Consider the following 18,427-nt stretch of genomic DNA (forward strand, 5'->3'; position numbering starts at 1 on the left):
CCGGATGGCGGCCGCAAATGTCACAGTGCGAGCAGGATATCTCCGCGCTTTCATGACGACCGGAAGAACGGGCATCTCGGGCTGTACGTCATGCCGGCAATGGCGACATGGCGGCGGCTGCGACTTCGCTGAGTCGGGACTTGCGATCGTGGAGCTGCGGCAACGGCTCCACTCCGATTGCAGACAGGATGTGCTCCCAGCGGTAGACCCAGTCGTGCCGCTGCAGGCTGCGTACGGCGTTCGTTCGGCGCACGCGCGCTATCCGCTCCGGCTGCGCATCCAGGTCCTCGATCACGGCGGCGATGTCGTTTGTCTGCGGAGAGACCTCGATCACCGCATCCGGCCAATCGAAATACTCCTTGAACTCGGCGCACTGCGGCGCGTTTCCAAGGATGACGGCGCCCCCGGCGGCGCCCTCGAACAGGCGCGACGGCAGGACCTGTTCGCCGGCGACCTTGCGCGAGTTTGCGCCCGCGACTGCCGCGGGATTGAAGCCCATGAAGTAACGGGTGCGCTTGATGGTGTTGGCAAGAAGCAGTCGGTGCTCCCGCCAATCCTTGACCTGGGAATTGCCGCTCGAAAGCGAGTCATAGAGGTAAAAGAAGTTGCGGCGTTCTGCCAGCGCCACCAATTGCCGATGTGGTCCCACCGCGCGATTGCCCATCGAATAGACATCGATGACCCGTTCGGGGGGCGACGGATACGGCGTGGCAGTCAGGCAGTCGACGGCGGGCGCCAGGAAGGAACAGGGAGCATCCGTGTACGCGGAGAGGCGCGGTATGCTTGCGCTGTGCAGCAGAAACACGTGGTCGAACTGGTCCAATAGTCTCAGGTAATGGCGGTCCTCCTCGAGCGTGCTGGACCAGAGCTCGATCAGATACGCCACGGCGATCTTGCAGCGACCGCGCCAATTTCGGATGCGCGAGAGCTCAACGAAACTTTGCGGGCTCCAGGCCACGAAAAAGAAGACGTCGTAGTTCTGCTCCAGCTCGACCCGCTCGATCGTCGGCGCGTTCTTCAGTCCGAGCCCCTTGCGGACACCGTTGACCAGCCTGTTGAAGTCGCTCTGGACGCTCTGGCTGTCGTGAGAGGGCAGAATGCCGCCGAGATTTTTCGTCAGGTAGTTGTCGATGCCCGGCGCGACGAGGTCGGCATGATCGCACTCGGTGACGATACGGCAGAACTCGTAGGACGATGCGAAATGGGCTCGATCTTTCGCGTTGAAGTCGGAAGCAACGAGGATTCGTCTCTTCAAGGACCGGTCCTCCATTTACCTTTAACCAGCCTGGCCTCTGGATTCGGATCTACGCCGTCAAGGCGCGCTGAGGACGCTGGACTCGGTCGGAAGGATCAGAATGCATTGCGGGCAAGGGATGAAGTCCAAGTATCATGTCTGCGGCTTTCTCTGCGATCATGAAGACGGCCGCGGATGTGTTGGCCGAGGGCACGGCGGGCATGATCGAAGCATCGGCTATCCGCAGGCTCTCCAAACCGTGGACACGCAATTGATCATCGACGACAGACGCCGGATTGTCCTGCGGGCCCATTTGGCATGTCCCGCACGGATGGTATGATGTCAGTCCGGCTTCCCGCGCAAACTCCAGGCACTCGGAGTCGCTCAAGACCGAAGGACCGGGCAATTCCTCTCCGTAGTAGTAAGGCTGAAGCTCGGGGGCGGCGAGCAGCTGCCGCATCATCCGGATGCCGTCGACGGCAACGCGCTGGTCCCTCTCGTCCACGAGAAAGTTGGGCTGAATGATCGGGGCCCGGAACGGATCTGGCGAGCTCGCGCGGACGAACCCGGTGCTGTACGGCCGCAGCTGATAGAAACCGGGCTTGAGGACGGGAAAACGCTCCCGGAGATTGGAATAATTCCCGATGGCAACGTCGATTTGAACGTCCGGAGTAGAGCAGAGATCGCGCGAATTGGCGAAGCCGTACACGAGAGACGGGCCGAGGGCGAGAATGCTCGGACGGCCGAGGACCCATTTGGCGCCTTCCCGAAGCAGACTCAAGCCGTGCCCGCTGACCGTCTTGCCCTTCACCCGGACGATGAAATGGATCATGTAATGGTCTTGCAGGTTCTGGCCGACGCCAGGCAGCTCATGTAGGAGCGGAACCCCCAGGTCGGCGAGCAATGCCGGTGAACCGACGCCTGAAACCTGCAGCAGCTTCGGCGTGTTCGCAGCGCCCGCGGTGAGGATCACCTCGCGGCGTGCTTTCACTTCACGGGCGGGACGGCCAGGTCCTTGCGCGTACCGGACGCCGACCGCTCGCTTTCCCTCGAACAGCACCGCGGTGGCCTGGGCTCGGGTCCGAATCTCCAGGTTCTTCTTCCTGGCGCCGGGTCGCAGAAACGCCCGCGCTGCGCTGACGCGCCAGCCGTTCTCGATGTAGCGCTGGTAGTATCCGAAACCCGCCTGCCGTGCGCCATTGTAGTCGGAATTGTGCGGGAGTCCGAGGTTGTGCGCAGCCTCAATGAATGAATCGCAGAGCGGGTGTTTCCAATCGCAGTCGGTGATGGGCAGCGCTCCCTCGATACCTCGGTACGTGGTGTCGCATGTCCCGATTCTTCGTTCAGTCTTCTTGAAGTACGGCAGCACGTCGGCGTAGCCCCAGCCCCGGTTGCCGCGTCGGGCCCAACCATCGAAATCGTCGGAATGGCCCCGGTTGTAGTTCATTCCGTTGATGGCGGTCGAGCCACCGAGCGTTTTGCCCTGCGGGATCGGAATGGCGCGGTTTGCCGTTGCCGGGTTCGGCTCCGTTTCGTACTGCCATGCGTATTTCGGGATGGATGCGGCCTTATAGACCCCGGCGGGGACACGCAGAAACACGCTGTAGTCGGGGCGGGCCCGCCTCGAGCAGGCAGACAGTGCTGGCTTCGGTGGCCGCGAGCCGATTGGCCACGACGCATCCCGCGGCCCCGGCACCGACGATGACATAGTCGAAAACCTCTGCGTCCGCCGACATTGCTTCTACCCCACGGGTGCCACTGCATGGCGGATGTTAGCGGACAGGTCTTTGCGCCACTTGGTTCATCGGTGTTACCCCTTCGGGGAGTTTTTGAGATCGTCATCCGCAGGCATGCTTCAGAGCAGACGCGGCTCACCATGACAGAGGCCCCTCTCAGGCAGGCGGCGACGCTTCGCGTGCACTGGCCGGCAGGGGCGAGCCGGTTGCCGGTGCTTCGCGTTCATCCGAACCCTGAAGGTAGCGATAGATCATCGTCGTGCCGATGCCGAAGCCGATCAGGCACCAGAACCAGATCCCCTGCATCGGAGCCTCGAGTGCGACGTCGAACGAAGCGTTGATGATGCAGGATGAGGCGTAACAGGCGATGAACAGCATCAGCGCGGCCCATTCGGCGTGCCCGCGCCTGTAGGCCAGCGCCATGGCGCGAAGCAGCGTGCCATACCAAACGGCGAGAAAAGCTGCCCACAGCACAAGCCCCGGCACCCCCGCGCGCGCCAAGATCGTCATATGGGCGCTGTGCGGGCTGCGCAGGGGCCGCTCGCTGTTGGCCCTCGCGAGCCCGTCCTCGACAGCCAGGTTCACCCCAAATCCGCGGCCGGTCCAGAAATACGGTCCATGCACCGTTTTCTCAACGATGGTCCGCCACCAATTTGCGCGCCACTGCGTGGTGTCCTCGGTCTGGGCGCCTCCCTGGCCGACGATGCTGGCCATATTCTCGACGATCTGCGCAACGCTGACCCGCCGTTCGGTCGAGACGCGGGCTTCCTGGTAGCCGGAGACACTGATCTCGATCGCGTAAGAAGTGGCGAGGAGCATTGCGCCGGCCGCGACGACGATCAGGACGGGACGCAGCTTGCCGAGCACCAGCGCCGCCAGAACGACAGGCACGGCAAATGCAAGAACGGCAGCACGGCTAACGGCGCTGACCATCACCACGGCCATGATGAGACAGGCCGTCCAGATCGGAGTTGGCTTGCGCAAGCCTGCGAGGACGAACACGGTGGCGCCTGCAAGGTGTGTCGCGACCTCGCCGGCGCCGAGCCAGATCAGGCCGACACTGGTGCCGGGTATGGTCGGTATTTCGTCTGCAAAATAGAAGCTGAGCGGAAACAGGATGGGGACGAGGGGAACGTAGATATCCAGGAATCTCTGGTAGTAACCAATGATCGTGTCGATGCGTCGATAGTCTTCGATCAGAAGAGCGGCAACGACGAAGGCGAAGCCCCCATACACGAGGATTACGCTGTCGCGCAACGCGTCGACACCATAGGTGTTGAGATAAGGAAAGGTGCGCACCAGGACCCAGCCCATGGCCACCGCGAGAGGGAGGCTCGGTCCGGATGCGAATACGGCCACCAGGCAACCCGATCGCAACAGCACAACGAGCCCGACCAGGAAGGCGATCTCGCCGACGAAAAACGGCCGGTAGCCCCAATAGGCGAAACCCTTTCCCATCAGCGCATATCCTGCCAGGGCGCAGCAGAGCGCGAGGGTGTAGCGGTCACCCAGGCCTGCAGAACGTGAAACTGGGAGCGGGGTGGTCATGATCAGTCAGGCATTCATCCCTCGCTTACGGCCGGTAGGCGACCATACGCAGACCTCCGTCGATCGCCAGCTTTTGCATGCCGACGTGCAGAAGCGCACGTAACGGGGAAGCTTCGGGATACCGGACATGCCAGCGCTGGCGCTGGACGCGGTTGAACCCATTCTTCTTCAGGAGCCTGGCGAGCGCTGCGGGAGTGAAGAAGACGATATGACCCGGCCTTGCAGCTTCGCGCCAACGCTGACCCATCAGCCGTGCCGGGAAACCAGCTGCATTCGGAGTGGTGATCAGGAGCCAGCCGCCCGGTGACAAGCGCTCGTACAAGCCCGCCAGCACGCGGCCGGGGTCACGAAGGTGCTCAATGACCTCGAGGGACACAATCCCGTCGAAGCTGGATCCTTCCGGGAGATCTGCAAGATCCCGGTAGACTGCAATGCCACGTTCGGCAAGGAACTGATACCCGAACGGTTCGACAGCGGCGAGCCTGGCGCCGCGCTTCATCAATTCGAAAGTCATTGCGCCGCGGCCAGCACCGAAATCCAGGATGCGCATGCCGGAAAGGCCACGTACGCCCAGCGTATCTGTCAGTGAATCCACGAGACATCGGGCGACCGCTTCATCCGTAGCGCCGGTTTCGACGGTGTTCTGCTCAGGTTCTTTCCATCCTTCGCGGTAATAGTCCGCAAGCTCCGACTCGTCTGGGTAGGGATCACGGAAGATCGTGCCGCATTCGCGGCAGCGCAGGAAGCGGGGCGCCTGCCAGTGCAAGCAAGCGTCTCCCTGGTGCCGGCATTGAGGACAGATCGGAGTATTCATCTGGTGGTTTACCCTTCGTATGCCCGTGGCGGCGCCGCTCTCTCCTACGCAACAATTCCCGCGATACCACCGCTGATGGCGTCAGCCGGCATCAGCGGGCAATTGGACTTCGTTCCAGCCAGGACCGGCTTTCGCGCGCCTTGCAGATTGTCCCGCCCGGCGGCGCGGTATTGGTTTGCGGAAATTGTTGATATCCGATCGTCGCTGGTGAAGGTTCGATACATCGTGGCACAGGCTCGCGGTGGTGCTCGTGTGGTCATGTTGTCGGCCCGACGGCCCGAGACTAGTGGTTGCGTACGCCCCTGTTGCCGAGAAACACGGGCTATCGGAATGCCTTTCGGAAGTACTTCACTGGGGGTACGGGCTTCGCCGCTGCGGATTCGGTACTGCATCGTCACCAGAGTTGTCCCCCCGCGCCGACGCGACGTGCTTTCCCGGGGAGCGGCGGGCGCCCCGCATGTATGGGGTACATCTGTATCGAGACTTTTGTGACCGACAATCACAGTCGGAGAGGTCGCGCGGTGGATGTCGGGCAACGCTTAGTGTCCGGAACCGATGCGCCGAACATGCCGTCAGAACAGAAATCCAAGGCGGCGGCGTCTTGCGTGGCGTCCCGCCGCACGCCGAAGCGGCCGTCATCGTCCGCGCCACCAGCCGATGCTCAGATCCCACAGCACGGACCGCAGCGGGGAAGCGCCAAGCGACCAAAGCGGCGCCGATCCGAGGATCATCCGTCCGGTCGTGGTACTCGTGTCGATCGGCGTGCCGAGGATGCGAAGGCCGACGCCCTTGCGGCCCAGCCGCTCGATGAGCGCCAGCACGCCGCGGGTCGAATGTGCCACGCGATAGGGTTTCGTGATCGCTATCACGTCCCCTTTGCGGGTGACCTCGATCGCACGCTCCAGCTCCGGCATCTTTCCGAAGACGCTGGCCTTCTCGCAAAAGTGCTCTTGCGCCCCGAGCGCGGCCAGGTCGCGCTTCTGGGCGTCAAGTCGCTCGATGGATTCGAGTGGGCCAACGCGACAATAGCTCACGATCACAGGCTTTCCTCCTAGCTGTCACCTGGCTCAAGCAGGTTGAAACACGTGCCGCTTTGGACGGTGGTCCATGGCGGTCCCGCGGCAACCATCGTGAGCAGGTCTTCCGTCCGCCGCGCTGAACGCGCGCCTCGGCTTCGAAGCCGGTTCAAGGACACGGCTTGACGGTTAACGGGCTCCCTTTGCCCCCAGCACGGCGGGCAGCGTTTGCAGCATGATGTACACGTCCAGCCAGAATGACGAATTGCGGATGTAGGAAAGGTCCTGTTCTCTCAGAACCTGCAGATCGCCGTCGCTGCGGGACGAGACCTGCCACAGTCCGGTGAGGCCCGGCAGAACGCTCGTGCGCAGTGACTGGAATTCCTCATCGAGCTGTTCGATATGGTAAGCGGGGAGAGGGCGCGGGCCGACCAGACTCATGTCGCCACGGATGACGTTCCAGAGCTGCGGCAGTTCATCGATGCTGGAACGGCGCAGGAAATTGCCGATAACAGGCAGAATGCGTGGGTCGTTCCGCAACTTGAAGAATTGTTGCCACTCGGCACGCGCATGCGGGTTACGATTGAGATGCTCCTCCAGCAGACGGCCGCTGTCGGCATACATGGTCCGCAACTTGTACATCTTCACCAGCTTTCCGCGGAATCCAATGCGCTGCTGGGCAAAGAAAGCCGAACCCGGGTCGATCAGCTTGATCAATATCGCGGCCAGCGCCACGACGGGCAGCGCGATGAGCGCCAGCGGAACAGCGAGTACGATATCCAGCATACGTTTGAGGAACTGGTTCTGCCGGGAGTATCGTGCGAGGTCGCGGTATTGACTGACCGGATCGATCAGGGCGGTTGAGCCATCCCACAAGTCGAAATTAATCAGCAGAGTTCGCAGCGCGGCCTCTACATAATGGCCGATCAAGAGGAGACAAGCCGCATAAGCGGTCTCGACGAAGATCAGATGGACGATGTTTCCGCCGCCGCCCCGCGCCATCGTGACGATGCTCCACATCGCCACGACAATGCCAACGCCACGGATGCGCTGCCGGAAACGCTGGTAGGGCTCCGGACCCGGACCGCTGTAGAGTCCGGTTGCGAAGAACGCGAAAACCGCAAGGAGCACCGCGACCCCAAGATGCTCCGGTGCCGGCAGTCCGACCGCTTGGGCCAGTAAGCTGGTACAGCAGCCGGCGTACAATGCAGCGGCCAGATCGCCACTGAACAGCAGGGGCGCCACGATCGACTTGCGATGCCGACGGACCAATCCAAAGCCGGCTGGGCTGCCAGAGGGCAGGTTCGCGCGGCTCGCCTGGCGCAGGTGCAGCCCCTGGTCGGTCATGATACTGGCTTCCGTTCGATCCAATGGAAGATGTCCTCCGGCTGCGATGCCGGAGGACGTCTAGTGCTATGCGGCTGCGATGTTAGAGAGATCGGGCTTGCCAAGAACCCGCCCTTCGATCCAGCGGTAGGTGGGAACGAGGCCCTGCCGCAACGTCGTTCCGGGTTCCCAGCCGAGGACCGTCCTTAACCGCGAGTTGTCGCTGTTGCGGCCGCGCACGCCCTGCGGCTTCGATATGTCGTGACGCTTGATCACGGACTTGCCGGCGATGGCGGCAATGATGTCGACCAGTTCGTCGACCGTCACCAATTCGTCCGTGCCGAGGTTCAGCGGCAGGGAATAGTCCGACTGCATGATGCGATGGATGCCTTCGACGCAATCGTCGATGTACATGAACGAGCGTGTCTGCTTGCCGTCGCCCCAGATCGGCATTTCGTCTCCGCTGCGCAGGCCGGCGATCTTGCGCGAAAGAGCTGCGGGCGCCTTTTCGCGGCCGCCGTCATAGGTGCCGAGCGGGCCGTAGACGTTGTGGAAGCGAACGACGCGCGTGGGCAGGTGCCAGTCCTCGGTGAAGTACTGGCAGAGTTTTTCGGTATAGAGCTTTTCGAGCCCGTACCCTTCTTCCGGATCGGCCGGAAACGCATCGTCCTCGCGCAGCGGGACGACGTCGGGACTTCGCTGCAGATGTTGCGGATAGACGCAGGCGGACGAGGAAAACAGGAAGCGCTTGACCTTGTTGTGCTGTGCAGCTTGCAGCATGTGCGCATCGATCAAGGTGTTGTTGAGCGTGATCTCGGCGTGTTGCGTGCTGATATAGCCGATGCCGCCCATGTCGGCGGCAAGATGATAGACCTCGTCGATTTTCTCGGTGACGCGCAGGCACTCTGCGCGCTCACGCAAGTCGGCAATCATGAACTCGTCGGCGGCGGTCTCTTCGTATTCGGGAGACTTGATGTCGGCGCCGCGGACGAAGTATCCGTGTCCGACAAGGTACTTGACTAAATGGTGGCCGATGAACCCACCGGCACCCGTGACGAGCGCCGTTTTCCTGCCTCGCATTTTCGCGCCTCCATGTTGTCTCGGTAGCTGTCTGAACTGCACCAATCGTGGAAGGATTGAGCAACGTCGAACGCGAGCTTAACCGGAGCGTTTCAAAGTCCCGATTGAAACGAGGTGGTAGTCCGAAATCGCACTCATCATGGAATGACATTCGATGTGCGCGGCTTGCGAGCATCGTGACCCCGGGTCATGTCAATGGACGAGGAGACTGCCGTGCTGTTCGAGCCCGGCGTGTTGCAGTCGGTCCCAATCGAGGACGGCACGCCCCCACGCGAATCTGACCGGTGCGCCTCCACGAGAGATGCGATAGACGTTGTGATCGAACCGGTTGTTGCCGGTCTCGATGACATCGGCGTTTGCGCTGTCAGCTCCGACGTCGGAGGCGGCGCCGGCACAAACTGCACCCTCGAACGTCATGTCGTTGTCATGGATGTGGTTGTCGCGGGTCTTGTAGAGCTCACCCGATTTGGTGCGGCGGCCCTGGTCGACAAGGATGACGCCGCACTTCCCAGCGCTCACGATCAGCTCGTTGCCATACACGTCGACGTTCTGGGACGCGGCAATCAGGAGGTTGTTACCCCAGAACCCGCCCTTGCCGAGGCCGTTGTGTCGAAGCTTGTTGTTGCGGATCACAGCCGCGAACGAGATTTCGTGAAATATTCCGGCCTCGCTGTTTCCTTCGGCGATATTGCCCTCGTAGAGAACGTCGCGGCATTCGATGTCGCACCACAGGCCCGGGCCACGATTGTTGTAGACGAGATTATCCCGCATCACGACGTTCGAGCTGACCGCAAGCTTGACGCCGCCGGCTTCCCAGTTGGGATTGAACGCGCGGGTGTTGTTCTCGAACACGTGATTGCGTTCGATCACGACGTCGTGGCCGACGCCCGTGATCCCGATCTGGCCGTTGTGGTGGACGTCACAGTCGCGGATCCGGGTGCCGGAGCCCACCGCGATCCCCGCCGCGCTGTTCAGCCGAAGTTCGCAATTCTCGACCACCCAGCCGTTGGCATCCTGAGCCTGGACGGCCCCCTTCTGGCCGACACTGGCATATTTCTCGATAATGAGATTCTTGATCAGGACGCCGGGTGCAGTACTGCCGAACGCGAATGCCGCGACGGTGACTTCGACCTTATGGCCGGCAGGGTCATTGGCGAGGAATATCTTTCCAGCTGAATGATCGAAGTAAAAGCGATCGGCCGTCACCTCGCTTTTCGTCAACACCTGAGTGAGCGGAACGTCGTCGACGAAGACGGCCTCCGGCAAATTGCAGGCCGGCGCCGACTTGACACATGATCCGACCCGGCGTCCTTGCTGGTTCTGGCCCTCGGCAACCCAGTAAGCGCCTTCTCGGCTGAAGTCGGTGAGAACGCGGCTGCCGTTCAGGATTGTCCGGCCTTCTCCATAAAAGCGCTGGTCTTTGCGTGGCCGGACAGCTTGGCTGCGATGAATGCCGTTCTTCAGACAGAAGGCCGCGCCCTCCTGGGCACGATCGACTGCGGCCTGGATCGGCTCGTCCGGCTGAATCGGAATGGTATCGGCCGGGCAGGGCTCCTCGACGGGGCCACACAGCGCCGGCTGGGCCGAGACGACCCAGATCAACGCCGTGAGCCAGGCCGAGTGCCTCAGCCTACGCCGGCCGACGGGACCTCGCGACGGGTGGCCGCGGAGAAGGCCCGGGGCAGACCCGAGCGGGACGATCAGGCAGCCTGCCTGAAGCAGGGCAAGCAACGCCGCGATCAAGGTGAATTCGCCGACGAGGATCTGTCGATAACCAAAAAAGGCAAAGCCCGTTCCGAGCAGCGCGTAACCCATGAGAACGCAACTTGGCAGGAGGACGTAGCGGTCCGGGGATAGGGTGTGCGCGGTCGCGGCGGGTGCTGTCATGGCTCCTGAAAAGCCCAGGCTGGATTCATGGGCGGCAGTTCGTATGGCGGCGCCACCTGGCTATCTGGCAATCGGGTTGGTGAAGTCCTGGCCGCTGGCTTGTTCAGTTCCGGACGATCGCGATCCAAGCGATTGCGCGGCGGCCTGGTCGCTCGACGTGATGCCGCCTGGCATCTCGTTCTTGACCTCGATGACGTCGCCGGGCTCAACGGACGTCGTCTCGTCGGCATCCGAGACGACGGCCTTGCCATTCCGCATGCGCGTGATGCTGATCAAATGCTTGGCGCCAACCCCGCCGCCGACGTTCCGCCATCGGGCGTCGCGCACCGCGGTGGCCGCCGGCAGCGTGATCTCGAGGTCGTTGAGCTGATCGCGCGTCTGCTGCAGATCTATCGCAACCTGGCGCTTGAATGCCGCGTCAACCTCCTTGATCCTGAAATCCACGTTTCCCGCATCGACCTGCAGGCGGGACACGTCCGAGAGCGATCGCCAGACAGCCGCTTCCTGGTTTGCCTCGAGGACACGGTAATTGAAGTCGTTGTTCTGTGTCCCCAATCCTTGCCGGAGAAGGTTGGCATATCGATCGATCTGCTGCCGGATCAGGTCGAGCTGCTTCTTCCCGGCGTTGCCCTGCTCGCTGTTGGCCTCGATCTGCTCCTTCAGCAGCGGCTTTTGCGACCGAAGCAGGTCGATCTGGCCTTGCAGAATCGCAGCCTGGACCCGGAGCATGTCCTGCTCGCTTGCGATGATCCGGAGCGTTTCCTTGTCGTTGGCTGCGTTGCCGAGATCGGGCGGGGAGAAGCTGTCCTTGCCGTCGCGCTGCGCCTCGAGACGAGCCTGGCGGATGAGCATGGTGCGCTTCTGATTGGTGAGCTGGCGGACACGTTCCTCTGCCAGCAGATAGTCGGAGAGCGCGGTCTGGCGCAGTGCGTCGACGGGGCCATATCCTCCGGCAAGCGCCACGGCACTCTGCGTCGTGCTGCCGTAGCGGAACGGATAGGCGCCCGGCAGCCGCACGTCGCCCAGCACATAGAGCGGCCGCAGCTCGGCGATGCGCACGCCGACGGATCGGGTCCGGAGAAGTCCTTCGGCAAGCAGTTGGTCGTTGATCCGCTCCTGGCATTCGAACACGGTCAGGTCCTTGACCTCGATGGCGGCGGCAAGCGGAAGGCTGATGGTGCCGGCATCATCGATCAGGTGATCGCCCGAGAGTTCTGGCTGCCCGAACACGGTCACCGTGATGCGGTCGCCCGGCGCAAGATGGTAGGTGGTCTGGCCTGCCGGCGCTGTGCCGGAGCACAACAGCACGGAAAGGCACGCCGCCGACAACGATGTCAGCAAGCGTCGGATCGGCGTCGACGCGCCGGTGCCGGAAGCAATCGGTCGGTGATCACTGTCCACGAAGAACTCCACGCGTGGCCGGCTGGATCGGCGCAGACGCGCCATGGCCGGCGGCCTCAAGACTAGTGGTTGTGTGGGCCAAGTGCGGAAAAACACGGGCTAATGAGGCGCGCGTCGGCGGTACTTCGCTGGTGGTACCCCTCGATTCGCGCCGGATAGCTCCTATTCGTTGCGGCTTATCCATGAGCGCGACTGTCGGCTGCCCGTTGGCTCACGCAAGATCAGGACCGCCGGAGACTGTTCGGCGAACATGCAAAACGGCGGAGAGCCAGCGTGAAAAGACGTGTTCTGGTCACCGGGGGAGCAGGATTCCTCGGCTCACATCTGTGTGCACGGCTGCTGAAGCAGGAATGCGAGGTGCTTTGCGTCGACAATTTCTTCACCGGGATGCGCCGGAACATCGAACCGCTTCTCGGCGAGCCTGCATTCGAGGTCATGCGGCACGACGTCACGTTCCCGCTCTATGTCGAGGTCGATGAAATCTACAACCTCGCATGCCCGGCATCGCCAATTCACTACCAGCGCGATCCGATCCAGACCACGAAGACGAGCGTGCTCGGCGCCATCAATATGCTGGGCCTCGCCAAGCGACTGCATGCCCGTATCCTTCAGGCGTCGACCAGCGAGGTCTATGGTGATCCGGACGTCCATCCCCAGACCGAGGATTACTGCGGCATCGTCAACATCGCCGGACCGCGCGCCTGTTACGACGAGGCAAAGCGCTGCACCGAGACGCTGTTCTACGATTACCGGCGGCAGCATCGGCTGGATATCCGCATCGCCCGCATCTTCAACACCTACGGCCCGAACATGCATCCGCAGGACGGCCGCGTCGTGTCCAGCTTCATCGTGCAGGCGCTCAGGGGCGAACCGATCACGGTCTTCGGCACGGGAATGCAGACACGATCGTTCTGCTACGTCGACGATCTGATCGATGGCTTGACGCGGTTGATGAACGCGACCGTGGACATCGAGGGATCGGTCAATCTCGGCAATCCCACCGAGATGACCATGTGCCAACTCGCCGAGCTCATCATCTCGCTGACGGGGTCGCGCTCCAGGCTCGAGTTCCGGCCCTTGCCGCAGGACGATCCGCGCCAGCGCCGGCCGGACATTTCCCGCGCGCGCGAGCTGCTGCACTGGGCGCCGGTCGTGAGTGTGGTCGAAGGACTGAGCAAGACCATCGAATATTTCGACAAACTGCTGTCCGATCCGCGCGAGGCCGACAAGCTCGTGTGGAAGGTGCCCCAGTGATTGCCAGGGCCAACCCAGCGCTTGATCGTGGCGACGTGCTCGGTGTCGGCGTGAGCGCCATTACCATGGACGATGCGGTTGCGACGCTCGAGCGCTGGATCGCGGAGCGACGCCGCGAATATGTCTGCGTCACGGGCGTGCACGGCGTGATGGAATGCCGAAGCGATCCGTCGCTGCGCAAGATCCACGATGAGGCCGGCATGGTGACCCCGGACGGGATGCCGCTTGTGTATTTCCTGCGCCTGGTCGGCAAGAAGCGCACGCAACGGGTCTATGGACCGGACCTGATGCGGGCGATGACGGCGCTTTCCGCGAGGCGGGGTTTTCGGCAATTCTACTATGGCGGAGATGTCGGCCTCGCCGAGAAGTTGAAGGAAACGCTGGTTCGCACCGCGCCGGGACTGCAAGTGGCGGGCACCTTCTCGCCGCCGTTTCGCGCACTGACGCCGGACGAAGACCGCGCGATTGTCGACATGATCAACGCCGCGCGGCCGGACGTCGTCTGGGTCGGCCTGAGCACGCCGAAGCAAGAGCGGTGGATGGCGGCGCATCGCGAACAGATCGAGGCGCCGGTGATGGTCGGCGTCGGCGCAGCATTCGATTTCCTCGCGGGAACCAAGCGTCAGGCGCCGCTGTGGATGCAGCGTCATAGCCTCGAATGGCTGTTCCGGCTGTGCTCGGAGCCGCGGCGTCTGTGGCGACGCTATGCCTACATCGTCCCCGGATTCTCCTGCCTTGCGGCGGGTGAGTTGCTGCGGCGCGCCATGCGAAGTCGAAGGTCGACCGGCGCGATGCCGTCGCGTGAGGCCGGGTGAGTCGAAGGTTGGGATGCCGAAAATTGGAATGAAAGACCGTTCCGTGGCGCTTGGTGTGGACCGCAACGCGCTGCCGCATCCGGACCGCCACGCCGTGCGAGAACCCACCAGCCGCAGCGCCGCAGCGTGGGCAGCGATCGCGCGCATCATCTTTGGAACGCATGTCTTGGCGTTGGCGGACCAGGCGATCGTGAGCGGCACCAGCCTGTTGTCGACGGTGCTGGTTGGTCGTTTCACCCAGCCCAGCCAACTCGGCATCTATGCCATCGGACTGTCGGTATTGGGATTTGTGCTCGCGGTCCAGGACGCCCTTGTCCTGATGCCTTATACGATTCAGCGGCACCGCTCGTCGCGTACCCCCGCGCAGCATGCCGGACTCGCACTGCTGCACAGCACGTGGTTGGCAGTGGCCGCCATCGTCGTGCTGGCGATCGTGACCATCGTGATGATCGTGCTATGGGGCGGGAGGGATTTGACCTGGTTGGTCTGCACGCTGGTGCTGACCGTTCCGTTCGTATTGCAGCGGGAGTTCAATCGGACTTACGCATTCGCACATTTGAATGTGGCGAACGCCTTCATCCTGGACGCCGGCGTGGCGGCGGTGCAACTGCCTGCGCTGGCCTGGCTCGGATGGACCGGCAGAATGTCCGCAGTCAGTGCCTCCGTCGCACTGGGCGGCGCCTGCGCGTTGACAAGCCTCGTCTGGCTCTATCTGGCGCGACGGAATTTCTCGGTTCAGACGGGCCAGGTGCGGCAGGCGACCGCGGACAGCTGGCGACTTGGCAAATGGCTGTGCGCCGGACAGATCACGGTCACGATCCAGAGCTATGTCACCTACTGGGTGCTCCCCCTCTTGATCAGCCTGGTGGAAACCGGCGTTTTCGCGGCTTGCAACAGTATTGCGTCTCTGGCCAACCCATTGCTGAGCGCGTTCCGCAACACGCTGACGCCGCGCTCGGTCCTTGCTTTCAAGGAGGGAGGCGTCGAGAGACTGCGCCGTCAGGCGTCACGCGATGCGCTTCTGCTCGTCGGCGTCATGTCGCTTTTCTGGTTCGTGATTTTCTTCGGCGGCGACGCCTTGATGAGCGCGGTCTACCACGATCACGGATACGACGGGCGAGGGGACGTGGTGACGATCCTCGCGCTGGCCGTGCTTGCGACTGCCGCCGGCGCGTCGGCCTCCAACGCAATGGCAAGCATGGAACGGCCGCGGGCGGTCGTGATGGCGACGTCGGTCGGAGCGTTCGTCACGGCGGTAGCGGTCTGGGCATTTACCGTCGAATGGGGATTGCTCGGAGCAGCTTACGGGATATTGGCCGGCAGCGTAGCGGGCTCGGCGGCCCGCTGGATCGCATTCCTGACGATCGCGGCCAGGCCCGGTCCTGAAGATCACGTCCGCGCTCCCATCGTGCGGGTTTTGCAACAGTTCGCGCAACCGAATCCGGCCGTCGAACTGGACATCAGGCAAATCGGAGAAGGATTCCAGGGCCGGATCTACGGCATCCGCGCCGGCAGGGACGATGCGGTCTGGAAAGGATATCGCGATCTGGCCGTCAAGCTCTATCCCGATGAGCCGGCCGCGATCGAAACGGCAAAGCGGCAGTTCGATGCCCAGGTGCGGCTGCACGGCTCGGTTGACGGCAGGACGGTTCATGACTGGACCTTACGCGCGCCATTGCCGCTTCACGTCTCCGAAGCGCCGCCGGCTCTGGTGATGACGATGGCCGCCGGCACCGACCTCAACAAGTCCCTTGCCGCCGATAGCGATCAGCCTCCCGAAGTGCTGGCGGCCATGGCCCGGGTTCTTGTCACCGTGTTGCAGCCGCATTGGGCGTCGGGCAGTCCGCACGGTGATCTCTGCCTTCAGAACATCCTTTACGATCCTACGCATCGCATTCTCACGCTCGTCGACGCCGACAAGCCGGCATGTGCCGGCGCCGTATTCAACCAAAGCTACCCGGCGGCCTACGACCTTGCCGGCCTGCTTTGCGACGTGGCGACTGATATTCGCACCATCGATCGGCGCGTGGCCCTCAGCAAGCGGACGTTTGTGGAAAGCGCCTTGTCGGCCTTCCTGACAATGATGGAGGCACCGGAGCAGGAGCCGGCGCTGATAGCGGAAATCCGCGCCTTCGCACGGGCCGAGCTCAAATTGCTCGACCTGCGATGGTCGCCGCGCGGGCTTTTCCGCCTGATACAGCGAAGCATCGCGATGCCCCGCATCGATCGGATGCTCGCCGCCGCTCAGGCGAACGTCCGGACGCGGCATCGCCTGAGTGTGGTGGGAGGTGGGGCATGACGTTGCCGGCCTACATCACGACCAGCTGGGATGATGGCCACCCCCTGGATCATCGTGTGGCGGCATTGCTCGCGAAACACGGACTGGAGGGCACCTTCTACGTGCCGGCGACGACGCGCGAACGACCGACCATGTCCGCCACGCAGTTGCGCGCGCTGAGCAAGAGCTTCGAGATTGGCGCACACACGCTCCATCATGTCGATCTGACGTCCGTGACGACAGAAACGGCCTCGCGGGAGATCATTGATTCCAAGTCCTGGATCGAGGACGGCACGGGCGTTCGTTGCGAGTGCTTCTGCCCGCCGATCGGCCGCTACCGCAGCGAGCATGTGCGCATGGTCCGGAGCGCGGGATATATCGGCCTGCGCACCGTCGAGCTCCTCGCGCTCGGTTTTCCGCAACCGTTGGCCGGCCTGTTGCACATACCGACGACGGTCCAGGCGTTTCCGCACCGCGGTTCCGCGCTGGCGAGGAATGCGATCAAGCGGAGGGCCTTCGGCAATCTCTGGCGCTACATCCGCCAGGGCCGCACCGCAGATTGGTCCGCGCTCGCGGAATCGCTGCTGTCTCAGGTCATTGCACGCGGCGGCGTCTTCCATCTCTGGGGACATTCCTGGGAGCTGGAGGAGTTCGACCAGTGGCAGCGGCTGGAAACCGTGCTGCGCCTGATGGGGCAGTGCACGCGGCAGGCGCCGGCGATCGGCAACGGGCAGCTTTGCCGCCTGTCGAATCCGCCCGTCGCGGCGTCCGGTCAGACCGTGCCCGCCATGGAAGCCGCGGCTGCAGGAGGACCTCGATGAACATTCTCGTGGCGCACAATTTCTACAAGCTCGCCGGCGGCGAGGACCAATGCGTCGCGGCCGAGGTGGCGCTGCTCAGGGCGCACGGCCACGAGGTGACGCAGTATTGTCTCTCCAACGACGCGATCGACGACATGGGCCGTCTGGCGCTCGCGGGCCGCACGATCTGGAGCCGGCCGACCGTTGTCGAGATGCGGCGATTGATCCGTTCGCACCGTCCGCAGGTCGTTCACTTCCACAACACGTTTCCCTTGATGTCTCCGGCCGCTTATTACGCCGCGCATGCCGAGGGCGTTCCCGTGGTGCAGACGCTGCATAATTTCCGTCTGGTTTGCGTCAATGCGCTGCTGTTCCGCGATGGCAAGCCTTGTGAGGATTGCCTCGGCAAGGCGACGCTCTGGCGTGGCGTTGCGCACAACTGCTACCGGCATAGCACGGCGGCGAGCGCGACCGTCGCGACGATGCTTGCGACGCATCGCTTGCTCGGGACCTGGCAGCACGCGGTCGATGCGTATGTCGCCCTGAGCGCATTCAGTCGCCGGAAGTTCATTGAAGGGGGGCTTCCCGCGGAGAAGATCGTGGTAAAGCCCAACTTCCTGTTTCCCGAGCCGCGCGTCGGCGCCGGCGATGGCGGCTACGCTATCTATGTCGGCCGGCTTTCCGAGGAAAAAGGCATTCAAGCGCTTCTCGAGGCCTGGCGGGGACTCGACGTGCCGCTGAAGATCGTCGGCGACGGCCCGCTTGACGGGCTGGTCCGCGAGGCGGCCGCCCATAATGCGGCGATCGACTGGTTGCACGGCGTGTCCCACGACGACGTCTACGAACTGGTCGGTGCCGCGGCAGCGTTGATCCTGCCGTCGCAATGTTACGAGGGGGCACTTCCTCGTGTCGTGATCGAGGCGTTCGCCAAGGGCACGCCCGTTATCGTTCCCCGACATGGCGCGATGGCCGACATCGTCGATGGGCGCAACGGCGTGTGCTTTGCGGCGGGCGACGCAGACGACCTCGCGGCGTCTGTGCGCTCCCTCTGGTCCGAACCATCAGCACTGACCGGGATGCGCCACGCCGCGCGAGAGACGTTTGACCGGTATTTCACCGCCGACGCCAATTATCACGCGCTGATGGCGGTCTATGCACGCGCCATCGATCAAAACGCCCGGCGCGATGTGTCCGAAATCGAAGCGGGGTCGGCAGCGTAACGTCTGGGGAATCGGAGC

The 18,427-nt window shown here is 63.1% G+C and carries 13 protein-coding genes and 1 pseudogene; 5 read left to right on the top strand and 9 right to left on the bottom strand.

Annotated features, from left to right (window positions below; all coding sequences use genetic code 11):
* Positions 1–88: 88 nt before the first annotated feature.
* The 9 genes and pseudogenes from ACVMB0_RS22435 to ACVMB0_RS22475 all read right to left on the bottom strand — a co-directional run bounded on the left by ACVMB0_RS22435 (position 89) and on the right by ACVMB0_RS22475 (position 12,042).
* Positions 89–1,255, bottom strand: coding sequence for a glycosyltransferase (locus ACVMB0_RS22435; protein ID WP_461347707.1), 1,167 nt, complete (start codon positions 1,253–1,255; stop codon positions 89–91).
* A gap of 49 nt (positions 1,256–1,304) precedes the next feature.
* Positions 1,305–2,970 (bottom strand): annotated as a pseudogene (locus tag ACVMB0_RS22440) (GMC family oxidoreductase).
* 156 nt (positions 2,971–3,126) lie between these two features.
* Complete coding sequence (locus ACVMB0_RS22445) at positions 3,127–4,428, bottom strand: O-antigen ligase family protein (RefSeq protein WP_461347708.1); 1,302 nt, start codon at positions 4,426–4,428, stop codon at positions 3,127–3,129.
* A gap of 115 nt (positions 4,429–4,543) precedes the next feature.
* Entirely contained in the window at positions 4,544–5,284 is a 741-nt protein-coding gene (locus ACVMB0_RS22450) for a class I SAM-dependent methyltransferase (RefSeq protein WP_461347709.1), read from the bottom strand.
* Positions 5,285–5,967: 683 nt separating this feature from the next.
* Positions 5,968–6,372, bottom strand: a complete 405-nt coding sequence (locus ACVMB0_RS22455; protein ID WP_461347710.1) for a recombinase family protein — start codon at positions 6,370–6,372, stop codon at positions 5,968–5,970.
* A 165-nt stretch (positions 6,373–6,537) separates the two neighbouring features.
* The gene (locus tag ACVMB0_RS22460) at positions 6,538–7,695 is read right to left on the bottom strand and encodes a sugar transferase (RefSeq protein WP_461347711.1); all 1,158 of its coding nucleotides are present in this window, start codon (positions 7,693–7,695) and stop codon (positions 6,538–6,540) included.
* A 66-nt stretch (positions 7,696–7,761) separates the two neighbouring features.
* Complete coding sequence (locus ACVMB0_RS22465; RefSeq protein ID WP_456756572.1) at positions 7,762–8,754, bottom strand: NAD-dependent epimerase/dehydratase family protein; 993 nt, start codon at positions 8,752–8,754, stop codon at positions 7,762–7,764.
* Positions 8,755–8,946: 192 nt separating this feature from the next.
* Positions 8,947–10,569: a right-handed parallel beta-helix repeat-containing protein gene (locus ACVMB0_RS22470; RefSeq protein ID WP_461347712.1), complete on the bottom strand. Its 1,623-nt coding sequence runs from the start codon at positions 10,567–10,569 to the stop codon at positions 8,947–8,949.
* Between the two features lie 132 nt (positions 10,570–10,701).
* Positions 10,702–12,042 carry a polysaccharide biosynthesis/export family protein gene (locus tag ACVMB0_RS22475; RefSeq protein ID WP_461347713.1) on the bottom strand — a complete coding sequence of 447 codons (1,341 nt, stop codon included), beginning with the start codon at positions 12,040–12,042 and terminating at the stop codon, positions 10,702–10,704.
* Positions 12,043–12,315: 273 nt separating this feature from the next.
* On the opposite strand from ACVMB0_RS22475, the gene ACVMB0_RS22480 reads away from it, so the two are divergent.
* The 5 genes from ACVMB0_RS22480 to ACVMB0_RS22500 all read left to right on the top strand — a co-directional run bounded on the left by ACVMB0_RS22480 (position 12,316) and on the right by ACVMB0_RS22500 (position 18,409).
* Entirely contained in the window at positions 12,316–13,296 is a 981-nt protein-coding gene (locus tag ACVMB0_RS22480; protein ID WP_456755519.1) for a UDP-glucuronic acid decarboxylase family protein, read from the top strand.
* A gap of 65 nt (positions 13,297–13,361) precedes the next feature.
* Positions 13,362–14,111, top strand: a complete 750-nt coding sequence (locus ACVMB0_RS22485) for a WecB/TagA/CpsF family glycosyltransferase (RefSeq protein ID WP_461349699.1) — start codon at positions 13,362–13,364, stop codon at positions 14,109–14,111.
* Between the two features lie 28 nt (positions 14,112–14,139).
* Positions 14,140–16,410 (top strand): hypothetical protein, encoded by a 2,271-nt coding sequence (locus ACVMB0_RS22490; RefSeq protein ID WP_461347714.1) that lies wholly within the window; start codon positions 14,140–14,142, stop codon positions 16,408–16,410.
* The gene (locus ACVMB0_RS22495) at positions 16,407–17,210 is read left to right on the top strand and encodes a polysaccharide deacetylase family protein (protein WP_461347715.1); all 804 of its coding nucleotides are present in this window, start codon (positions 16,407–16,409) and stop codon (positions 17,208–17,210) included. Before ACVMB0_RS22490 ends, ACVMB0_RS22495 begins: the two co-directional genes overlap by 4 nt.
* Positions 17,207–18,409: a glycosyltransferase family 4 protein gene (locus ACVMB0_RS22500; RefSeq protein ID WP_461347716.1), complete on the top strand. Its 1,203-nt coding sequence runs from the start codon at positions 17,207–17,209 to the stop codon at positions 18,407–18,409. Before ACVMB0_RS22495 ends, ACVMB0_RS22500 begins: the two co-directional genes overlap by 4 nt.
* Positions 18,410–18,427 lie beyond the last annotated feature (18 nt).

The sequence above is a fragment of the Bradyrhizobium sp. USDA 4451 genome, from assembly GCF_054822585.1.